Raw genomic sequence first — 21,436 nt, forward strand, 5'->3', positions numbered from 1 at the left:
CTCACGTCCCCGGCGTCACAACCGGTCCGGACAGCGGAATTGATCGAGCAGCCCGCGCCGGAACGGATTCACGACGCTGCTCGCATTCAGCTCCAGCACCGCCTTGCGGCCATCGGAATCGAACGTGATGCGAAAGCGGTCGGGCTGCGCGGTCGGCTGGAGTTGAGCGGCGTCCATCAGCCGCAGCAGCGCCCACGGCCCGCTCGCGCTCGCGCCCGGCGACCCCGGCGGCGTGAACTCGACGTGCGCCTGCGCGGTGCCCTTGCCGCTCGGCCAGAGAAATTCCATCGTGCGCGGCGCGCCCGGCGTCGTGACCAACTGCTGGCCGTCGATATCGAGCGTGAACTGCGTGAGCGCCGGATCGAGCGAAATGGGCTTGACAGAGAACCGCACCGACACGTCCCGGCCTCCCGCGCGGAACAACGCGTCGCGAATCTGCGCGGCGCGCTGGAACTGCACGAGCACGTCGTCGGGAATGCCGAGCGGCGCGGTGCCTGCGCGCCAGCGCCATTGCGGCCCCGACATGTCGACGTAGGTCACGAGGTTCTTCTGGAAGAAATCGTCGACGAGGCCGCCCGGCCCGAGGATGCGCCCGAAGTCGTCGGGGGCGGCGTCGCGCGTGGACCCGCGCACGAGCGGATAGCGGCCGTCGAGCGCCTGCCGGCACAGCCGCCCGACGTTCGCCTGCCACAGCGCATTGAGCCGCGCCCGCTCGCCGCCGACCATCAGCGCCGACGCGCCGCCCGCGACGCCATCCGCGACCGCCGCGAGCGGCGCGGGCGCGCCCTGCGTGGCGAGCTTCAGCTTGGTGAGCGCGTCGCCGGGCGGCGGCGGCAGGCCTTGGCGACGCGCGGCGTCGGCGGCGTCGAGGTAGGCGGCGGCGTCGCGGATCGCGGCAAGCTGGGCGTCGAGCGGAACCGGCGCCGTGCCGCCCGGCTTGCCCGCGAGATCGTGCAGCGGCTGGAAGTGCGCATCGACCGGGTTCACGTCGGCAGGCGCGGGCGCGGCGGCTTCGTCCGGCTCGTTGCCGAGCGCGTTTTCCAGGCGCTTCTTCACGGCGTCGAGCTTGCCGCCGAGCGCCGCGACGCCCTGTTCCGCCGCCGAGCCGCCGGCCTTCCCCGTGCCGAGCGTGGTCTCCTGCGAGGCCGCGAGCATCAGCGCGCGCAACGGCGAATCCGGCGCCCCCAGCATGTTGGCGGCGCGCGCGCCCTTGTCGACGCCATCGAACGGCACGAGCGTGATGTCGCCGAGAAAAGCGTCCCACTGGCTGATGTAGTCGTCGTAGTAGAGGCGGGTCATGGCCTGCCGCAAGTCTTCGATGCCGCTCGCCGTCAGCACCGACTCCTGCCGCGCGAGCACCCAGTCGTCCTTCGCGACATCGAGGATCGCCTGGTCGCGCAACTGCACGAACTTGCGATAGCCCGCGCGCGTATAGGCGCCCGGCACGCCGCGCGTGAGCGGCGCGCCGCTTCTGCGTGCGAGCACGAACGGTGCATTGCGTCCGCCCGCGCTCGCGACGCTGAATTCCGGCAGCTTCGCCTGGTCGAGATCGCGCTTCACGCGGTTGTAGACGCGCTGCGCCTGCGGCATTTTCGCGAGCGTCGCACGCGCCTGCGCGATCAGGTCGCGGTCGAGCGGCAGCGACGGATCGAAGCGCGCCGGCTGAAGCAGCGCGGCAAGATGACCGTCGACATCGTCGCGCTGGGTGTCGGTCGCGTCGCGCAGCGGGCCGCGCCGCCAGTCGATGTCCGCCCAGAGGCGCACCGAGTCCGCGTCGTAGTGCGTGGGGTCGCCGAGCATCAGGTAGGCGCGCAGCGTTTCGTACTGGTACTCGGGATTGTTCGCGTCGCCGCGCCGCAATTCCTCCGTCATCCTGCGCACGATCAGCGGCAGCAAGGTCTGCTGCAGCAACCGGCGATAAAGCGCCTGCGCTTCCAGCCCGAGCTTGTCGCCCTGATAGAGCCCGAACCGCGAAAGCCACGGCGCGCTCTTGCCCCGGTCCGCGTAACCGCCCGGCAGGTCGCGCGCGCTGTTCAGGATCGGCAGCACGGAAAGCGGATTGTCGGTCGGCGCGGCGCCCTGGGCGGTCTTCTTCAAGCCGTCCACGCGCTGCTGCACGTCCGCGATATACGCGCGATTGCGCTGGTAGCTGATCCCGAAGCCGACCAGCGCGAGCACCGTCAACACGGCGATCAGGATCAGCGCGCCGCGTTGCAGCCACGCGCGCCGCCGCTCCAGCCGGGCGTTGGTGCCGGCAAGCCCCACTTCCTGAAAGATCACGTCGCGCAGTAGCCGCGTAATGAAATACGCGCGCCCGCTCGACGGATCGGGCAACACGACCTGCCGCTGCAAGCCGAGCGCCGCCGCCATCGCGCTCATCACGCGGTCGATCGGACGGCCTTCCTGCGTGCCGCTCGTGAAGTAGACGCCGCGCAAGAGCGCCGAATGCTCGAAGCGCGAGGTGCTGAACGCTTCGCCGAGAAATCGCTGCAACGCGGCCTGGAGCCCCGCGAACTGCTGCGGAAAACCGTAGACGAGCGCGCGCCGCCGCGTGTCGGTCTCCTGCTGGAGACGCCGCAGCACATTCACCTGCAATTGCTTTTCGAGCGCGGAGAACTCGGCGGGAAAATCGGTCAGCGCCTGATCCGGGGTCGCGTTTTCGGTGAACGGGAACGTCACGCCCCACACCTGTTCGCGTTCCTCGCGGCCGAGGTCGTCGAAGAATTCGGCGAAGCCCGCCAGCAAATCGCACTTGGTCACGACGACATAGACCGGAAAGCGCATGCCAAGCTGCGTGTACAGCTCGTTCAGGCGATCGCGCACCGCCGACGCCTGCGCGGCCTGCCGGGCATCGTCAAGCTGCAGCAGATCCTGCACCGACAGCACGACGATCACGCCGTTCAGCGGCCGGCGCGGCCGGTATTTGCGCAGCAGTTGCAGGAAGCCGGACCACGCCGCCTTGTCGGCTTCGGCGAAGCTGTCCTGGGTGGTGAAGCGGCCGGCGGTGTCGAGGAGCACGGCGTCGTCGGTGAACCACCAGTCGCAATTGCGCGTGCCGCCGACGCCGCCGATCGCCTGCTTGCCGAGCCGCTCGGCGAGCGGAAAGCGCAGGCCGGAATGGACGAGCGCCGTCGTCTTGCCCGTGCCCGGCGCGCCGACGAACATGTACCACGGCAACTGGTACACGTACTGGCTGCCGAACCGGCCCTTCACGCGCGAGGTGCGCAAGATCTTCATCGCCTCCTCGAAGCGCTGCTTGAGCACGGCGACATCGGCTTCCGATTCCTTCTTGCCCGGCGGCGGTTCGGGCGCTTCGCGCACCTCGCGGGCGAAGCGGACGTTGGCGAGCCGCGCCACGAGCCAGCGCACGAACCAGTAGAGCGCCCAGAGGGCGAACAGCACGGCGATCAGGGTCCAGCGGCTCGACGCCGACGCCAGCGGCTCGGAGCCCGCGAACGCCAGCAGCGGCCCCTCGATCCACACGATCACCGCCAGCGCGATCACCCCGAAGAGCGACAGCACGATCGGGCGCAAGAGCCAGTTGAAGAGCTTCATGAGCGGCTTCCTCGCAAGGCAACGTGCGGTGTCCGACGGGGCGCGACGGGTTCGCGCGCGCTCATGGTGCGGCTCCCGGCGCGAGAATCGTGATGTCGACGCGGCGGTTCTTCGCGCGATTCGCGGCGGTGTCGTTGGGCGCGGCGGGTTCGGTGTCGCCGCGTCCTTCGGCGGTGAAGCGCGCGGGCGTGCCGGTACGGGCGGCCAGCATGTCCCGCACGGTCTCGGCGCGGGCCTGCGACAAATGCCAGTTCGACGGGAAACGCGCCGACACGAGCCGCTGGTTGTCGGTGTGCCCCGCCACCACGACCTTGCCCGGCACGGTCTTGAGCGCGTCGCCGATGCGCTGGATCAGCGGCTCGAACCCCGGGTCGAGTTGCGCGCTCGCGGACGCGAACAGACCGTCGCCGTTGATCGTGACGATGGTGCGGTCCGGCGTCTCGGAGACGCGCACCAGGCCCTTCGCGATCTCCGGCGCGAGGAACTGCGACAGCTTCGGCGCAAGCGCGGGCGGCGGACGCGGCACGGGAGCCGCCGCCGGCGGCGGGCTCGGCAAGCGGATCGCGTGCAGCGCCTCGAACACGCGATCCGACAGCCCGTTCAGATGGAAGCTGAGCGCGAGATTGGCGATCACCAGCACGACGGCCGCAATCGCCGCCGCGACCCACAGCGGCACCAGTTGCAACAGCGGCTTGCGTTCCTGCTTCTCGGGCAGCCAGCGCGGCGACAGCGCGCGCTCGGAGGCGCCGCGCTGTCCGCGGATCATCTGCTCCAGCCGCTCGCGGATGGTATCGAGTTGCGAACGGCCGCCGTCGATCAGGCGATACCGTCCCTCGAAACCGAGGCTCAGCATCACGTAGATCAGTTCGAGCACGTCGACGTTGGCGGTGGGGTTCTGCGCGAGCCGTTGCAGGATCAGGAAGAAGCGCTCGCCGCCCGACGCCTCGTTGTGAAACGTCACGAGCAGGCTGCGCACGCCCCATACGCCCGCGCCCCACGGCGTGCCGGAGATGGCTTCGTCGAGGAACGTGCACAGGCAATAGCGCGCCGCGCCGAGCTTCTCGTCGTCGTAGCCGGCTGCACGGCCCTGCGTCTCGAACGCGCGGATCATCTGGATCAGCTGCGCGCGCAGTTCCTCGATGTTCGGATGCGTCGGCAGCGATTGCAGCGGCACCGCCAGTTCGATCAGCGGATTGGCCGCACGCAACAGCGGATTCAAGCCGCCCGCCGAGGCGGGCAGCGGCGCGACGTTGGCGGCCGGCACGCCGGCGAACGCCGTGCGCGCGCCGCCCGGCGTCGGGATCATGATCGTTGCGCCGGGGTCGGTGAACGGCCCCGAAGGAGTGTCCTGGCTCACGATGAAGCCCTCATGCGGCGTTAGCGGCGGATCGCCCAGAACTCCATCGCGAGCCCGGGAAATTCGCCTGCGACGAACATCGCCAGACCGGCGGAGGTCGGAAACTGCTTCCAGAGCTCGTTGCCGCTATCCAGTTCGAAATAGGTGAAGCCCGCGTGAAACGGCAACTGGCGCGGGGCCACCGGCAGCGCTCGCAAGCCGACGCCGGGCAATTGCAAATTGACGAGATCGCGGATGCGCTCCACCGGGCCGATCTTCACCTGCGGCGGGAAGCCCGTCAGGATCGCTTCCGCCGGCACCTGCGCGCGCACTGCCAGCACGAACGACGCGCTCGTAAAGAGCGTCTTGTCCGGCACCACGGCGACGCGCACGCCGAAGCGGCGTTCTTCGAGCGGGATCGGCACGACGTGCGGGTCGTCGACCGCGCGCAGCGATGCGCGCAGGTCGTCGATCACCGGCGCGAAGGTTTCCCGCAGGCGGTCGTGGCGATACACCGGATACGGCGGCGGCCGTTTCGCCGACTTCGTGAAGGTGGCGAGTTCGCCCGCGAGTTGCACGATGAAGCGGTACAGCACCTCGGGGTGCTGGCCGGTGATCGCCGCCATGTGCGCGGCGAGCGGCTCGGCGCGATTGACGAGTTGCAGGAGCAGCAGGTCGGCGATTTCGGCGGCGCCCGTCGTGCCCGGTTGCGACAGCCGGGCGGCGAGCGCCTCGGCGCGTTGATGCAGCAGGCCGACGAGATCGTCGGCGAAGGCGGCGAGCCGGCGCGCGACCCGGTAGTCGAGACACGGCGGGCTGTATTCGTTCTCCAGCACGATGCGGTTGTCCGGCAGGCGCTCGGCCACGCGCGCCACGCCGAGCGTCGTGTACGCGTTCGCCACGTCCGGCTCCAGCGCGAGCCGCACGCGCAGCTTGCCGACGTGCATCACCGCGCTTCCCGCGTCGGGATCGTTGCTGTCGCGCACGTCGAGGTCGGCGGTGCGATGGCGCGCGAGATTTTCGTTCGTCTCCTCGTTGCCGGTTTCCGCGACGTCCGGGCGCCGCAGCGGCAACGCCAGCGCGACCAGCACGTTGCGCGTGCCTTCGGGGATATCGAGCGGCTCGGGGAGATTGTCGTCGGCGGGCATGTCGAACGGCGTGCCGTCGGGCAGCACGCCGGACGCCGAAAGCAGCGCGACCTTGCCCAGTTGCAACAGTTGCGGATCGATTTCGAGCGACGTGAAACCCCACGCGTACGGCCTGAGGCCTGCCGCGCGCAGTTCGAGCTGCGTCTGCAAATAGCGGTCGTGCTGCTGCAGATGCTGCGGCTGCAGAAACATCCCCTCCGACCAGACCACCTTGCTGTTCCTGGACATGTTTTATCTTATCGTTGAGAGTTCCGGGCGCGGTCGCCATCGCGCGGGCCATCGTGCAGGTTCTGGCGCAGCGCTTCGATCTGCCGTTCGTAGGCTTCGTTGAAGGCGTCACCGAACAGCTTCTGGAAGTCGTCGGCCGCCGCGCCTTCGAGTTTCGCCTGCAATTCGACGAAGCGCTCCCACAGCTTCGCCTTGCGGTTCGACAGCATCTTGAGCATGCCCTGCTCGTCGAGTTGCGCTTCGATCGCGTGCGGATCGAAGATCTTCAGCACGTGCGTGAGCGCGGCGCGCATGCCGGCCATGACTGCGAGTTCGTGCATCGCGAGGTCGCCGAACGCGCGCTGCACCGCGACGCCGGGCGGCAGGTAGCCATTGCCCCTGCCCGAGAACATCTGGAGGAGCGCGCTGTCGACGTCGGGAAAGAACTTCAGCGGATTGTTGTCGCGGGCGGCGATCAGCGTGGCGTCGAGCCGCGCCTCGCGCTTGGTCATCGTGCGCGAGCGCAGCACCGACATCGTGCCCTGCAGCGACTCGCGCAGCATGAAGCCGACGAGTCGCGCGAAGTCGGGCGCGGGCATGGTCGGCGCGTGGCGCGGGTCGATGCCGAGACCTTCGAGCAGGGCGGCGAGGGTCGGGTCGGCTTGTGAGTGCGTGGCCGCGGCTGTGCCCGTGGGCGCTTGCGACGGCGGAGGTGCGGCGGCGGCCGCGCGCGTGTGCGTTTGCGTTGGCGTCGGCGCTTGCATCTGCGTTCGCATCTGCGGCGATGGCGCGGGCGAAGCGGCGGCCGGCGATTCGCGAGCCGGAGCCGGTTGCGCGGCGGCGGGCTGCTTCGACGGCGATGGGTGCGGCGCGGGTGGCGCCTCCGTCAGCCGTTCCGAAAGCGGCGGCACTTGCGCCGACGGCGCTTTTCCCTGTGGCACCGACGCGCCCGTCCCGGACGCTGAACGTGCGCGCGGCATGAGGGTCATTTCCGGCAGAAATGGATGGCGCTCGGTGGGCACGTCGGGGTCGTATGCTCGCGCTGGATTCGGTTGCGATTGCGGTTGCGGTTGCGCCTGGGATTGCGATTGCGGCTGCGGCCGCGCCTGCGATGTCGCCGGCGCAGGCGCGGGCGTCGGCGGGGGCATCAGGTCGTCGAACGGCGTCGGCACGCGTGACTGCGATTGCGATTGCTGCGACTGCGGCTGTGGCTGCGACTGTGGCCGTCCAGGCGCAGTCGCAGGCGCGGGTGTCGGCGGGGACAGCAGGTCGTCGAACGGCGTCGGCGAGCCGCCCGGCGAGAGCGGCTCGCTCAGGCTCGCGGGCAGGCCGCTTGGGCCGCCCGGCGCAAGCGCGGGCGCAGCCGCGCCGGGCGCATGTCCGTGGCCGAGCGAATCGAGCGGACCAAGCGGATCGAACGCGTCGAGCGGTGGAAGCACGCCTTCGCGTGCGTTGGATGGCAGATCGCTGAACGGATCGAAGTCGTGCGGGATCACGTGTTGCGCCGCGCGCGGCGCACCGGATGCACCGGGCGCTCCAGCCACACCGGGCGCACCACCCGCCTCCTGCCTGAACGCCCCTTGCCCGGGCATCGAGAACGCGTGTTGCTCTGGCGGCGCGTGATCGCTCTCCGAGCCGATATAACCCGGCCGCGCCCCGAGCCGCTCCTGAGCGCCAAACCCAGGCTGGCCGAGCGGATCGAGGGGCGCCAGCGCGAACGGATCGTTGGGCTTCTCGCCGGCTGCCGGCGAATGCAGGACCTTCGCCGACGCGAGCGTATCGAACACGCCTGGCATCCGCTCCCGCGCGGCGTCGCTTTCGTCGAAGCGCACTTCCAGCAGATATGCCCCGATGGACAGCCGGTCGCCGTGCGTGAGGCGCGCCTCGCGGGTACCGCCGAGCGCGCGCTGGTTCAGCACGCTCGCGTTGCTGCCGACATCGCAGAAGAAGTACTCGCCGCCGCGATACTCGATGCGCGCCTGCACGCGCGAGATGGCCCGCTGCGGATCGGGCAGCATGAGCGTGCAATCGGTCGCGCGGCCGATCGTGCCGCCCGCCGGGCCGAACGCGATGCTGATCGGTTCCGCGACCGGCTGGTCGTTGAACGTGACGACGCACAGCGACAGGATCGGATTGGTCATCGGCTGGCTCATGGCGGGGTTTGTCGTGATGTTTACACCGTTTGATTTTGTTGCGCTTCCATGGAACTTGTTTTCTTTGCGGTTTATTTGCTCTGCCCCTGTCCGGGGCGGGACTCACTTTCTTTGCTGCTGCAAAGAAAGTAAGCAAAGAAAGCAGCTTCCCAACGCCAATCCTTGCCATGTGCCGCCAGACCGCTCCCTCGGAGTGGTCCAACCGGGGGAGTGTCGTCAGCGGGGTTTTAGCGTTGTTGGCACCTAGACCAGGCACGGGCATCGCACCGCTATACGGAGTGGACCAGCAGTCATACATCCGGCCTCGCGCTACGCGCTCACCCGTCAAGCAAAACCGAAACCCCATTGCGACATCACCATCCTACGTTGTTGCTTGCCGCATGCTTCAATTCACCGCCACTTGCACCCCGTCGTCGGGCACGAAGTGCCAGGACGGATGAATGACTGCTGGTCCACTCCCTGTATGGGTATGACGCCCGTACCTCTATTCGGCCTCGCGCCGCGCTCACCCGTCAGGCAAAACCGAAACCCCATTGCGACATCATCATCCTACGTTCTTCTTGCCGCATGCTTCAATTCACCACCGCTGGCAGACCTGACGTCGGGCACGAAGTGCCAGGACGGATGTATGACTGCTGATCCACTTCGTATAGCGGTGCGACGCGCGCGCCTCTTCTACATGCCAACAACGCAAAAACCCCGCTAACGACACTCCCCCGGTTGGACCACTCTGATAGAACGGACTAGCGACGCATGGCAAGGATTGACGGTTGAAAGCTGCTTTCTTTGCTTACTTTCTTTGCAGCAGCAAAGAAAGTGAGTCCCGCCCCGGACAGGGGCAGAGCAAATAAACCCCAAAGAATACAAGTTCCACAGAAGCGCAAAAACATCAAACGGCGTAAACCCAAACCCATCCCAAGCGCCAGCACCCTCCCCCTACGATTTCAACTTCTTAGTCCCATCATCAGCATCCTTCGGCGCAGTCGGCGCAGTCGGCGAAGACCCATCCCCCGATCCGGCGGATCCGCCGGAATTCAGCAAGATCGGCGTCCCCGACACGGCGACACTCGCCGGCCCGACCACCAGAAACGCGCCCCCAGCCTTGAGCGTAATACTCATCCCCGCCTCGATCACGACATTCATCCCCGCCTTGATGTGCACGTTCATGCCCGCATCGAGCGCATAGTTCATGCCGACCTTCTCCTGCAACTTCTGCCCCACCTTCAGCGACGCATTGCCATCCACCTGCGCGTTCTGGTCGCCGGTCACCGCGTCGTGCCGCGCCCCCGTCACCGCGATGAACTCGTTGCCCGTCACCTTCAGGTGGCGATCATTGCCGATGTTCGTCAACGCGTCATTCTTGATCCACGACTCGTGGTCCTTCTCGGCGTGCTGGAACCACTGCTCGGAGCCCTTGGTGTCGTCGAAGCGCACTTCGTTGTAACCGCCGCCGCCCTGGGTCGAATTGCTCTTGAGCGTCGAAAGCGCGGAATTCGCCGGCAGTTCGTAAGGCGGCATCGTGTTCGCGTTGTAGACGCTGCCCGTCACGAGCGGCCGGTCCGGGTCGCCTTCGATGAACTCGACCAGCACCTCCTGCCCGATGCGCGGCAGCAAGAACGCGCCCCAGCGCTTGCCGGCCCAGCCTTGCGAGACGCGCACCCAGCAGCGCTTCACGCGCGTGCCGGCGTCGGCGGGCGGATCGAACTGTTCCCAGTGGAACTGCACCATGATGCGCCCGTATTTGTCGGTGAAGATTTCCTGGCCGTCCGGGCCGACCACCACCGCCGTCTGCGGACCGGCCGCCAACGCGCGCGGCGTCGTGCGTTCCGAACGGAAGCGGTTTTCCTTGCGCAGCGCCGTGAACGCGCAATCGAAGAACGGCAGGTCCTTCTTGTCGCCGTAGGTGGACATGTACGCGTCGGAGTTCACTTCATAGCTCGCGGCGACCACCAGGTAATCGCGGTTGAGCGCGTCGCGCGCGTGGCCCTTCAGCTTGAAGAGACCGCCCGGCCAGATGCCGCGCGCGCTGGCGCGGCCGTCGATGCTGTCGTTGCGCGCCTGGCGGATCTCGACGCCGACCTTGGCGTAACGGTCGCCGTCGGATGCCTGGATGTGGCCGCTCAGGTGCTCCTGCATCGTGAAGACGGGCGCATCGTAGACGGTCGGGCGCGTCGCCCGCGAGACCAGCCCCTGCTGGTTGCTCGACGACGGCTTCTCGAAGTCGTAGTCGTTGACCTCGTAGTTGCCCGTCTGCAATTCGCCGCCGCAGGACCAGTTGTACACGCATTCCTTCTCGGCGCCCGACTCGTACCATGCGTCGTACGGAATCGTGGCGTAACCGCTGATCGCGACATGCACGTCGGAGGAATCCGTCAGCACGAGCGTGTGCTTGCCGCCCGCGTGCTCGAAGTAGTAGTAGATGCCCTCGCGTTCCATCAGCCGGCTCACGAACGCGAAATCCGTCTCGCGATACTGCGCGCAGTGCTCCAGCGACGGATAGGTCGCCGAGCACTTGTTGCTGAAATCGACCTGATAGTCCTGCAGCACCTTGGCGATGATCTGCGGCACCGTCTGCTGATAGAAGAAGCGGTCGTGCGACGCGCGCGTGAGCATCCACAGGCGCGGGCGCATTACCGCCTCGTAGCGGGCCATGCGGTTGCGCGTGCGGTCGCCGGGCGCGACGATCCTGAACGCCGTGACGATGCCGTTCATCTGCCGTTCGCCACCGGCCGGCAGGTCGATCGCGACCGACATGTCGTGCCCGAGCACGTCGCCCGCCTGGATGTCGTTGCTCTTGCTGAGCAGGTCGACCCGGTACTCGCTCAGACGGCCGAGTTCGTCGCTGCCGGTCAGGCGCAGGAACAGCAGGTCGGTGCCCGCGGGCGGGCAACTGACGGCGGCGTGGCGCTTGGCGTCGAGGGTCGTCATGGCGCGCTCACGGGATCATGGTCTTGACGGTCGCCGGGTTGACGATCGTCACCACGCCGCCCCAGTTGCACATGCACTTCGACACATTGTCGAGCGACGGCATGTTCGCGAGCAGCACGGTCGGCGCGCCGGTCACCCACGGCGTGAGGGTGGCGGGAATGCACGGCATCGGCGTGAGCACGCCGAGCGCGGCGGCGGTGGCGGCGGCAACCGTCGGATTGGCCGGCGACGAGCACATGCCGAACGGCATGATGTTCACCATCGGCTGGTGATCCATGATGTTCGCGGCGGGCGGCCCTTCGGCCATCACGCGATTGACCGGCAGCACGACGAGACTCGACGGCGCGAGCCCGAACGAGCATTGCAGCATCGCGCCCATCGTGACCTGTTGCGGCATGACGATATCTCCGGGGAGCGTGGCTCAATCGAATGCGTACGTGAACTCGCCTTCCTGCGCGCCGATGCCGACCTTCGCGACCGTGCGCCCTTCCACCATGCGCCCGAGGAACTCCGCGCTGATGCGTGGCAGGAGCGTATTGGTCAGGATGGCGTCGATCATCCGGCCACCGCTTTCCAGCTCGGTACAACGGCTTGCGATCAGCTTGACGACATCGTCGTCGTAGGTAAAGGGAATCTTGTGCTGCGCGCGCACGCGTCGTTCGATCCGGCCAAGCTGCAGACGAATGATCGCGCCGAGCATCGCGTCGCTCAACGGGTAATACGGAATCACCACGACGCGGCCGAGCAGCGCCGGCGGAAACACCTTCAAGAGCGGCTCGCGCAGCGCGCGGGCGATGCCCTCCGGCTCCGGCATCAGTTCCGGGTCTTTACAGAGGTTCATGATGAGATCGCTGCCGGCATTGGTCGTGAGCAGGATCAGCGTATTGCGGAAGTCGATCACGCGGCCTTCGCCGTCTTCCATCCAGCCCTTGTCGAAGACCTGGAAGAAGATTTCGTGGACATCGGGGTGCGCCTTCTCCACTTCGTCGAGCAGCACGACGCTGTACGGGCGCCGGCGCACGGCCTCGGTCAGCACGCCGCCCTCGCCGTAGCCGACATATCCCGGCGGCGCGCCCTTGAGCGACGACACCGTATGCGCCTCCTGGTACTCGCTCATGTTGATGGTGATGACGTTCTGCTCGCCGCCATAGAGCGCCTCGGCGAGCGCGAGCGCGGTCTCCGTCTTGCCGACGCCCGAGGTGCCCGCGAGCATGAACACGCCGATCGGCTTGCTCGGATTGTCGAGCCCGGCGCGCGAGGTCTGGATGCGCCGCGCGATCATCTCCATCGCGTGGTCCTGGCCGATGATCCGCTTGTTGAGCGTCGCGGCGAGTTGCAGCACGCTTTCGATCTCGTTCTTCACCATCCGTCCGACGGGGATGCCCGTCCAGTCCTGCACCACCGACGCCACCGCCTGCCGGTCGACGCTCGGCAGGATCAGCGGGTCCTCGCCCTGGTGCTCGGCCAGTTGCGCCTGAAGCTTGCGCAGTTCGGCGAGACGTTCGGCGCGCAAGGCGGGATCGTCGGGTTCGGCGGCCCGTGGTTCCGCGCCCGGTTCGGGCGCTGACGCTGCCGCGCCTTCGACCTTGCCCGTCGCGCTGCGCAATTGCGCGCGCAGTTCCAGGATGCGCTCGACCAGCGCCTTCTCCGCCTGCCAGCGGCTATCGAGCACCGCGAGCCGGTCGCGTTCGCTCGCAAGCTTCGACGACGCCAGCGCCTCGCGCTCGGCCGTATCGATGCCGACCGCCGTCTCGCGCCCAATGATCTCCAGTTCCGTTTCGAGGCCCGCGATGCGCTTTCTCGCATCATCGACGGTGGCGGGCGTCGCGTGCTGGCTGACCGCGACGCGCGCGCACGCGGTGTCGAGCAGGCTCACCGACTTGTCCGGCAACTGGCGCGCCGGAATATAGCGATGCGACAGCCGCACCGCGGCCTCCAGCGCCTCGTCGAGCACCTGCACGCGATGATGCTGCTCCAGCGTGGACGTGATGCCGCGCATCATCAGGATCGCCTTCTCCTCGTCCGGCTCGGCGACCTGCACGACCTGAAAGCGCCGCGTAAGCGCCGGGTCCTTCTCGATGTGCTTCTTGTACTCGGCCCAGGTCGTCGCGCCGACCGTGCGCAGCGTGCCGCGCGCGAGCGCCGGCTTGAGCAGGTTCGCGGCGTCGCCCGTGCCCGCCGCGCCGCCCGCGCCGACCAGCGTATGCGCCTCGTCGATGAAGAGGATCACCGGCTTCTCGGAGCCCTGCACTTCCTCGATCACCTGACGCAGCCGGTTCTCGAACTCGCCCTTCATGCTGGCGCCGGCTTGCAATAAGCCGACATCGAGCGTGCGCAGCGACACGCCGCGCAGCGACGGCGGCACGTCGCCCGCGACGATCCGCTGCGCAAGCCCTTCCACGACCGCCGTCTTGCCGACGCCCGCCTCGCCCGTCAGCAGCGGATTGTTCTGGCGGCGCCGCATCAGGATATCGACCACCTGCCGAATCTCCTCGTCGCGGCCGACGATCGGATCGAGCTTGCCGTTCTTCGCCTGCTCCGTGAGATCGACCGTGTAGCGCTTGAGTGCTTCGCTGCGGCCCATCGCGGCGGGCGCGAGCGCGCCGCCGGCGCCGCCCGCGTCGTCGCCGGATGCGGCGCCAGCGCGAAAGCCGTCGCGCGCGGTCATGCTCGCTTCCGGCGACGCGCCGAGCAGGCTGGCGAAGCCATCGACGAGATCGTCGAGCTTGACGCGGTCGAACTGCCGCGAGATGCCGCGCAAGCCGTTGCGCAGCGACGGCGTCTTCAGCATCCCGACGATCAGATGCCCGGTGCGCACCTGCGATTCGTTGAACAGCAGCGACCCGTAGACCCAGCCGCGCTCGACGGTCTCCTCGACCTGCGAGGAAATATCCGTGACCGAGGTCGAGCCGCGCGGCAGCGCGTCGAGCGCCTCCGTGAGATCGCGCGCGAGACTCGCCGGATCGATGCCGAAGTGCTTGATGATCCGGTGCAGGTCGGAATCCTGAAGCTGCAGGATCTGGTGGAACCAGTGCGTCAGTTCGATGTAAGGGTTGCCGCGCAGCTTGCAGAACACGGACGCACTTTCTATCGCGCGATAACCCAACGCGTTGAGTTTGCCGAACAATGCTACCCGGCTGATCTCGGCCATGTCCTCGTACCTCCTGGTTAGGTCCGCGCGCGACCCGACGGGTCGGCGGGGACGAGCAACAGGTCGCGCGCATCCTGCGCCGCCTGACCGCTGTAGAGCCAGCTCGTGAGGCCGAGGCGCGCGTGGCGCCCGAGCCGCAGTCGCGGCACTTCCTTTTGCTTCAGACACAGGTTGACGTCCCAGTCGAGGCCGTCGCGCACGTAGTTGCGAACCCAGTCGACGAGCCGGACGAGGCTCGCGCCGCCCGGCAGGAAGCGTTCGTAGTCGGCCATCGAAAGCGGGCCGATCACGATGCGGAACTTGTGCTGGCAGTCCCACACGCGCGCGCCCACCAGGGTCGTCATGCCGAGCACGCACGAGCCGTCGGGCGCGCCGAGCCGCGACACCGAGTTGGCCGGCAGCGCGATCCAGTGTCCGACGCATTCCTCGATCTCGACCGGCAGACCGAAGAAGCGCGACAGCACGAGCCTCAGGCCCGCGGCGGGCCGGGTCGGGCCGCCCAGCAGCCCCGCAAAATGCAGCTTCGCGAAATCCGGCACGGCGTCGCGTTCCCGCAGCGACGGCTCGCCGAGTCCGAACACGCTTCCGACATACGCGGAAAAGCGGTCGCGCCCGGGGCGGTCGAGACTCACGGCCGGCTGCGCCTGCGCCCACGCGCGATAGAAGAGCGCCACCATCCGGTGATGGAACACGTCGAGAAAGCGCGCGAAGGTCGGGTCGCCCGCGTTGCGCGCGCGGTCGCGCACGTATTCGGTCAGATGCGTCGGCAGCGGCCCGTTCGGCCCAAGCAGACCGATGAAATTCACCGTAAGGCGCGGCGGCTTGCCGTTCTTGCCCAGCTCGAACCCGCCGAGCGTGGTCGGATAAAAGATCAGTTCCGGCTCCTGCACGAAGCGCACGAAATCGTCGCGCGCGCGCAGCGACTCGCCCACCCGCGGGCGCTCCGGATACGCGCATTCGAGCAGGCGCACCGCCTGGAAGAAGTCGAAGCGGCGCGCGGCTTCCTCGAGTTGCCGCAAGGTGCTCAGAGCGTCCGGCATCGTCCTGTCCTCGCGGGCCAGCGCACCAGTTCGCCGCGTGCAAGCGTCTTCACGACGGTCTCGGTGAACGAGTTGATCGATACATACTGGCTGAAGAACTGCGCGAGCACCGCGCCCAGCACGAAGGCGCCGGCGCCTTCGAACGCGGCGTCGTCGAGCGTGAGCGTCACTTCGATGCCACGCCCGAACACGATCGGCCCGCTCGCCGGAATCCGCCGCGTGACGGAGCGCGAATCGACCGAGCGCAATCCTTCGATCTGCCGCTGCGCGGCGGCGTCGTCGGCCGGGCAATACAGGCCGAGCAGTTCGCGCAGCGCCCGCGCGCCCTCTTGCGGATTGCTATCGAGCAGCGACGTGTAGTTCAGCGACAGGTGGCTCAGCAACCGCCACGAGACCGCGCCTTCGGCGAACGAAGGCAGCGGCCGCGTCGGACCGGCCACGCAGCGCACGGTTTCCACCGGCGCCTCGACGTCGAGCGTGAAATCGGCGGGACCGGCGCCGACCGGCATCATCAGCGGCAGGTCGCGGTTGGTGCACAGGACGCTCAGGCCCAGTTGCCGCAAGTCGCCGTGATAGGGCGCGTTCGCCGTATCGACGAGCGCGATGAACGTCTCGCTGCCGAGGTAGCCGGTGCGCGGCCCATGCTCGCGCTGGCGCGCCGAGCGCAGGCGCTTTTCGCGGCGGATCTGGAAGTACGCACCCGCCTGATACGTCGTGCCAAGATCGCGCGCCCGGTAGAACGGCTCGAAACGCTGCTCGCCGGCGGCGCCCGCGCGGTAGCCCGTCACTTCTTCGATCCCGTAGATCTCGAAGTCCATCGGCCGGGTGCGGTCGGCGATCACGTGATATTCGAACTGCTCGTCCGACAGCGGAATGCGGTCGGTGCGGCGCGCGAACAGGTTGATCGCGGGCGTGCAGTGGAGCGCGAAGTTGGACGCATCGACGGTCTGTTCCAGCACCGTGTCGACCCGCTTGAGCCACACGATGATCTCGATTTCGGTCGCGGCGCAGCGCTTGAAGCCGCGCTGCAATCCGTCGATCCCGATGAACAGGAAGCGCTGCGGAAACGCGAAATATTCCTGCAACAACCGGTAGCCCGAAAACGACTGCTTGCTGATCGGCAGCAGCGCTTCGTCCTCGCTGAAACCCACCGGCTGGAGCGCGGTGGCGGGCAGCGGGACGTGCCATGTGGCCGGACGCGCGGCCGGCAGCACGGAGATGCCCGCGACCGACCCGAGCAGGCGCTCGTAGAGCCGCGTGGGCATCGCGTCGGTGCCGCGCAGATACAGCACCAGCCGGTCGAGGTCGATCTGGTCCATCCTGAGACCGCCCGTGGCGCGCAGCCGCAGGCGCAGGCCCGCCTTCACGCCCGCGGGCAGCGCGATGTCGGCGCCGGCGAGCGCGCCGCCGTGCGTGAACATGCGCGCCTCGACGATTTCCAGCGGCGACAGCTTGAGCTCATGCGCGGTGCGGTACTCGCAGCGCGTCGTGCCGGCCTTGTCGAGCGCGCTGCGCAGCGCACTGCCGCGCGGCACGCGCACGTCCGCGGCGAGGTTCGGATTGCTCAGGTCGGGCTGGATCTGGACGACCGCCATCGACGGCGTCGGCGCGAGATAGTGCGGATAGACGAGTTCGGCGAGATGCTGCGTGAAGCGCGGGAATTCGGCGTCGAGCCGGACCTGCACGCGCGCGGCGAGAAAGCTGAAGCCTTCGAGCAGCCGCTCGACATACGGGTCCGCGCATTCGAAGCCTTCCAGCCCGAGGCGCGCGGCGATCTTCGGAAACTCCTGCGCGAACTCGCCGCCCACCTCGCGCAGATGCTGAAGTTCCTGGCTGTAGTATTTGAGAAGTTCCGGGTTCATCGTTCAGCGCCGCGCGCCCTCGTCGACCACCCGCACCTCGCCTGCCTCGAGGTCGAGATCGGTGCGAAAGAAGAGGCGCTCGGGATACGGCTGCGCCCACAAATCGCCTTCGATGGTGAACGACACCGTGTTGTGGCGCGCGGTGGTCTCGCCGGACGTGACGGCGCTCACCCGCACCGTCTCGCCGATGATGCGCGGCTCGAAGGCGCGGATCACCTCGGCCATCGCGCGCTCGATCTGGGCGGCGTCGAGACTCGACGCGGTCTTGCCCGCGATGTCCGGAAAGCCGTAGTTCAGCACCGAAGTCGCGACGTACGGATAGCCGCTCAGGTCCTGCGCCGAGGCCAGGCCGTTCGCGTTGAAGAGCCACGCAAGGTCGCGCTCGACGCTCTGGCGCAGCGCGCGCATCGAAAGCACGCGCCGCTCGCGCGGCTCCGTCTTCACGTCCGGTTCGAGATCGGTCAGCCGGTCCAGCAGCGACGGCTGCAGCCTGTCCTTGCTGGTGAGGTCAACCATGATCGGCCGCGACTTCCAGCTCGATGCTGCGCACGTCGAGCAACGCGTATTCGTTCGCGTCGGTGGCGAACATCCGCTGGCCGATGGCGCGCGCCGATGCCTGCTCGCCGCCGGCACCATATTCGATCCACTCGGTGCGGCGCGCGAGCAGCAAGGCGCTGTCGGTCGAGGGCGCCGTGCCGGCATAGCGCGACGGGATGAACCCGGCGGCCTGGCCTTCGTTGGCCCAGGTGAACGTGGCCGGCGTCCACACGCGATCGCGCAGGTCGACCGGCGCCTCGATCGCGATCTTCGCGATGCGCGCGAACGGAATCCAGTAATAGCGGCCATTGACGACCGCTTCGAGCGTCGGGCCGAGACGCGAATCGGCATCGGCGATCCACTCGAACGGCGTGCCGTCGATGGTGCCGCGCGTGGCGGGCGCCGCGTCGAACGCCGCTTCGCGAGAGGCGGCCGCCGCCGCGAAATTCGCTTCGGCGTCGAGCCGCAGCGCTTCGATCAAGAGCCCAAGCCACGGCGCCGGTTCGCCGAACACGACCGGCGCGCGCTTGCCCGTGAAAACGTCGTTGCGAAAGACCTCGCATTGCAAGGCGTCGCGATAGGCCTGGACCATCGGCAGCGAGGCCGCGTCGAGATCGCCCACGACATTGAGTTGCGTCAGCGCCCGGTCCCATTGACCGAGCACCGCGAGCAACTGAAAAAGAAACACCCGATGCGCGGCCTTCGACGGGTCGCTGCGAACCTGGCTCTGCAATTGGCGCAGGCCTTCGTCGAGATTGCCTTCGCGCACACTCTGTTCTGCGGTCATCGCCGATGCCTCCGCCCCATGCACTCCCGGCACCATCCCGGCTTCGCCAGTCAGCCTGCCCGACCACACCGCCGCACTGCCGCCGCCCGACGGCAGCGGCAGTGCGGACCGTGCGGACAAGCCGGATCAGGTTTCCGCGTTGGCCGGAATGTTCCACTTCACTTCGACCACGCCGCCCTCCTTCGCACCCTTCGCGTTCTGCGGCTGGTACTCGACATGGAACTTCTCGAAGTTCAGCGTGACGTTTTCGGTGAAACGCTCCTCGCCTCCCGAGCCGCCCGTCGAATACGAACTGACGAGCAGGCCTTCGAGCGTGATCTTGTAGTATTCGAGCGGCGTGTCGCCGCCGGCCTTGCGTACCGTGAGCACGGCCTTGTCGATGTGGCTGCCCTTCGTGCAGGCCGCCATGATCGGTGGACTCGCCTTGTCGCTGTATTTCGTGAACGACATGTCCTGCACCGATACCTTGCCCGCGCCGCCGCCCGTGCCCATGTGCATCGTGCCCGACTGGGACATGCCCCAACTCCAGGCGAGCACTTCGATCTCTTCCTTGTGGGCCTTGTCCTGCGACTCTCCCTTGATGTCGCCCAGCTTCATGAACATATCAATGGCCATGTTCTTCTCCACTCGATGAAATACCGCGAATTAACCGACAGAAAATCCGTCATGCCGCCTTGGCGGACGGAAGCTTCGACACGAGCCGCAACGACACGGTGAGGCCCTCAAGCTGGTAATGCGGACGCAGGAAAAATTTCGAGGTGTAGTAACCGGGATTGCCCTCGACTTCCTCCACCACCACTTCGGCGGCGGCAAGCGGCCGCCTGGCCTTCGACTCCTCCGACGAGTGCGCCGGATCGCCGTCGACGTATTGCAGGATCCAGTTCTGCAGCCAGCGCTGCATGTCGTCCTTCTCCTTGAAACTGCCGAGCTTGTCGCGCACGATGCACTTCAGGTAGTGCGCAAAGCGGCTGCACGCGAACAGGTACGGCAGGCGCGCCGCAAGGTTGGCGTTGGCGGTGGCGTCCGGGTCTTCGTACTCGGCCGGCTTGTGCAACGATTGCGCGCCGATGAACGCGGCGAAGTCGGAGTTCTTCTTGTGCACGAGCGGCATGAAGCCGTTCTTCGCGAGTTCGGCTTCGCGCCGGTCGCTGATCGCGATCTCGGTCGGGCATTTCATGTCGACGCCGCCGTCGTCGGTCGGGAATGCGTGGACCGGCAGGTCCGGCACCGCGCCGCCCGACTCGATGCCGCGAATCCGCGAGCACCAGCCGTAGGACTTGAACGAGCGGTTGATGTTGGTCGCCATCGCGTAGGCGGCGTTGGCCCACGTGTACTTGCTGCTGTCGGCGCCGGCGGTGTCTTCCTCGAAGTCGAATTCCTCGACCGGATTCGTCTTGGCGCCATAAGGCGCGCGCGCGAGAAAGCGCGGCATCGCAAGGCCGATATAACGCGAATCCTCGGATTCCCGCAGCGAGCGCCACGCGGCATGTTCCGGCGTCTGGAAGATTTTCGTGAGATCGCGCGGATTCGCCAGTTCCTGCCACGACTCCATCAGCATCACCGACGGATCGGCGGCGGCGATGAACGGCGCGTGCGCGGCCGCCGCGATCTTGCTCATTTGCGTGAGCAGGTCGACGTCCGGGCCGCTGTTGTCGAAGTAATAGTCCGCGACCAGTGCGCCATACGGCTCGCCGCCGAACTGGCCGTACTCTTCCTCGTAAAGCTTCTTGAAGAGCGGGCTCTGGTCCCAGGCCGTGCCCTTGTATTTCTTCAGCGACTTGTGCAGCTCGTTTTTCGAAATGTTCATGACGCGGATCTTCAGCGTCTCGTCCGTCTCCGTGTTGTTCACCAGATGGTGCAGGCCGCGCCACGCGCTCTCGACCTTCTGGAACTCCTCGGAGTGGATGATCAGGTTGATCTGCTCCGTCAGCTTGTGGTCGATCTGCGCGATGAGCGCCTCGATGGTCGCGAGCACGTCGCCCGAGATTACATTACTGTCACGCAGCGCCTGTTCGGCTAGCGTGCGCACGGCTGTTTCGACCGCTTCCTTGGCCTTCTCGGTCTTCGGCTTGAATTCCTTTTGCAGCAGGTTCGCAAAATCACTCGTTTCCAGCGCGGCCGCGCCGGCCTGCGCCTGCTCTTGGGGGGTGGGTTCTGCCATGTCAGTCTCTCCAGTTAGCGGGCGCTCATTCCTGCGGCTTCGGTGCCGATGCCAGCGACTGCAACATCGCCGGATCGTTCAGCAGCTTCGCGATCAGTTCCTCGGCGCCGGACTTGCCGTCCATGTAAGTGAGGAGGTTCTGCAGTTGTCCGCGCGCCTCCAGCAGCTTCGCGAGCGCGCCGACCTTGCGCGCCACGGCGGCGGGCGAGAAATCGTCCATGCTCTCGAACGTGATGTCCACCGCGAGATTGCCTTCGCCCGTCAGCGTGTTGGGCACCTGCACGGCGGCACGCGGCTTCATCGACTTGAGACGTTCGTCGAAGTTGTCGACATCGATTTCCAGGAACTTGCGGTCGGCGACGGGCGCGAGCGGGTCGGCCGGCTGGCCCGACAGATCGGCCAGCACGCCCATCACGAACGGCAGGTTGACCTTCTTCTCTGAACCATAGACTTCGACGTCATATTCGATCTGCACACGCGGCGCTCGATTGCGCGCGATGAACTTCTGGCTGCTTTCCTTGGCCACGACGATTCCCCTCATAACACTGCGCGAGAACGCGATGAAACAGAC

The 21,436-nt window shown here is 67.3% G+C and carries 14 protein-coding genes; all 14 read right to left on the reverse strand.

The annotated features are described in order from the left end of the window. Positions 1 to 15: 15 nt before the first annotated feature. Positions 16 to 3,555 carry a type VI secretion system membrane subunit TssM gene (gene tssM / locus AWB68_RS25540; protein ID WP_087647128.1) on the reverse strand — a complete coding sequence of 1,180 codons (3,540 nt, stop codon included), beginning with the start codon at positions 3,553 to 3,555 and terminating at the stop codon, positions 16 to 18. 61 nt (positions 3,556 to 3,616) lie between these two features. Further along, on the reverse strand, positions 3,617 to 4,912 hold the full coding sequence (gene tssL / locus AWB68_RS25545) for a type VI secretion system protein TssL, long form (RefSeq protein ID WP_087647129.1): 1,296 nt from the start codon (positions 4,910 to 4,912) through the stop codon (positions 3,617 to 3,619). A 20-nt stretch (positions 4,913 to 4,932) separates the two neighbouring features. Beyond that, positions 4,933 to 6,267 (reverse strand): type VI secretion system baseplate subunit TssK, encoded by a 1,335-nt coding sequence (tssK, locus tag AWB68_RS25550; RefSeq protein ID WP_087647130.1) that lies wholly within the window; start codon positions 6,265 to 6,267, stop codon positions 4,933 to 4,935. Positions 6,268 to 6,275: 8 nt separating this feature from the next. Beyond that, on the reverse strand, positions 6,276 to 8,399 hold the full coding sequence (tagH, locus tag AWB68_RS25555) for a type VI secretion system-associated FHA domain protein TagH (RefSeq protein ID WP_087647131.1): 2,124 nt from the start codon (positions 8,397 to 8,399) through the stop codon (positions 6,276 to 6,278). A 936-nt stretch (positions 8,400 to 9,335) separates the two neighbouring features. Further along, a complete protein-coding gene (locus AWB68_RS25560) occupies positions 9,336 to 11,327 on the reverse strand; it encodes a type VI secretion system Vgr family protein (RefSeq protein ID WP_087647132.1) in 1,992 nt (663 codons plus the stop codon). Between the two features lie 7 nt (positions 11,328 to 11,334). Further along, the gene (locus AWB68_RS25565) at positions 11,335 to 11,724 is read right to left on the reverse strand and encodes a DUF4280 domain-containing protein (protein WP_087647133.1); all 390 of its coding nucleotides are present in this window, start codon (positions 11,722 to 11,724) and stop codon (positions 11,335 to 11,337) included. 24 nt (positions 11,725 to 11,748) lie between these two features. Then, entirely contained in the window at positions 11,749 to 14,478 is a 2,730-nt protein-coding gene (gene tssH, locus AWB68_RS25570; RefSeq protein ID WP_087647134.1) for a type VI secretion system ATPase TssH, read from the reverse strand. A 17-nt stretch (positions 14,479 to 14,495) separates the two neighbouring features. Further along, positions 14,496 to 15,518, reverse strand: coding sequence for a type VI secretion system baseplate subunit TssG (tssG, locus tag AWB68_RS25575; protein ID WP_087647135.1), 1,023 nt, complete (start codon positions 15,516 to 15,518; stop codon positions 14,496 to 14,498). After that, positions 15,503 to 17,380, reverse strand: coding sequence for a type VI secretion system baseplate subunit TssF (tssF, locus tag AWB68_RS25580; RefSeq protein ID WP_087647136.1), 1,878 nt, complete (start codon positions 17,378 to 17,380; stop codon positions 15,503 to 15,505). The genes tssG and tssF overlap by 16 nt, the downstream gene beginning before the upstream one ends. 3 nt (positions 17,381 to 17,383) lie before the next feature. Then, positions 17,384 to 17,896, reverse strand: a complete 513-nt coding sequence (gene tssE / locus AWB68_RS25585) for a type VI secretion system baseplate subunit TssE (protein WP_087647137.1) — start codon at positions 17,894 to 17,896, stop codon at positions 17,384 to 17,386. Continuing rightward, the gene (locus AWB68_RS25590) at positions 17,889 to 18,824 is read right to left on the reverse strand and encodes a type VI secretion system accessory protein TagJ (protein ID WP_235028496.1); all 936 of its coding nucleotides are present in this window, start codon (positions 18,822 to 18,824) and stop codon (positions 17,889 to 17,891) included. Before AWB68_RS25590 ends, tssE begins: the two co-directional genes overlap by 8 nt. A gap of 6 nt (positions 18,825 to 18,830) precedes the next feature. Then, positions 18,831 to 19,319, reverse strand: a complete 489-nt coding sequence (locus AWB68_RS25595; RefSeq protein ID WP_087647138.1) for an Hcp family type VI secretion system effector — start codon at positions 19,317 to 19,319, stop codon at positions 18,831 to 18,833. Between the two features lie 49 nt (positions 19,320 to 19,368). Next, positions 19,369 to 20,865, reverse strand: coding sequence for a type VI secretion system contractile sheath large subunit (gene tssC / locus AWB68_RS25600; RefSeq protein ID WP_087647139.1), 1,497 nt, complete (start codon positions 20,863 to 20,865; stop codon positions 19,369 to 19,371). A 25-nt stretch (positions 20,866 to 20,890) separates the two neighbouring features. Next, a complete protein-coding gene (gene tssB, locus AWB68_RS25605) occupies positions 20,891 to 21,391 on the reverse strand; it encodes a type VI secretion system contractile sheath small subunit (protein ID WP_087647147.1) in 501 nt (166 codons plus the stop codon). Between the last annotated feature and the right edge of the window lie 45 nt (positions 21,392 to 21,436).

The organism is Caballeronia choica, from assembly GCF_001544535.1.
Classification (GTDB): Bacteria; Pseudomonadota; Gammaproteobacteria; order Burkholderiales; family Burkholderiaceae; genus Caballeronia; species Caballeronia choica.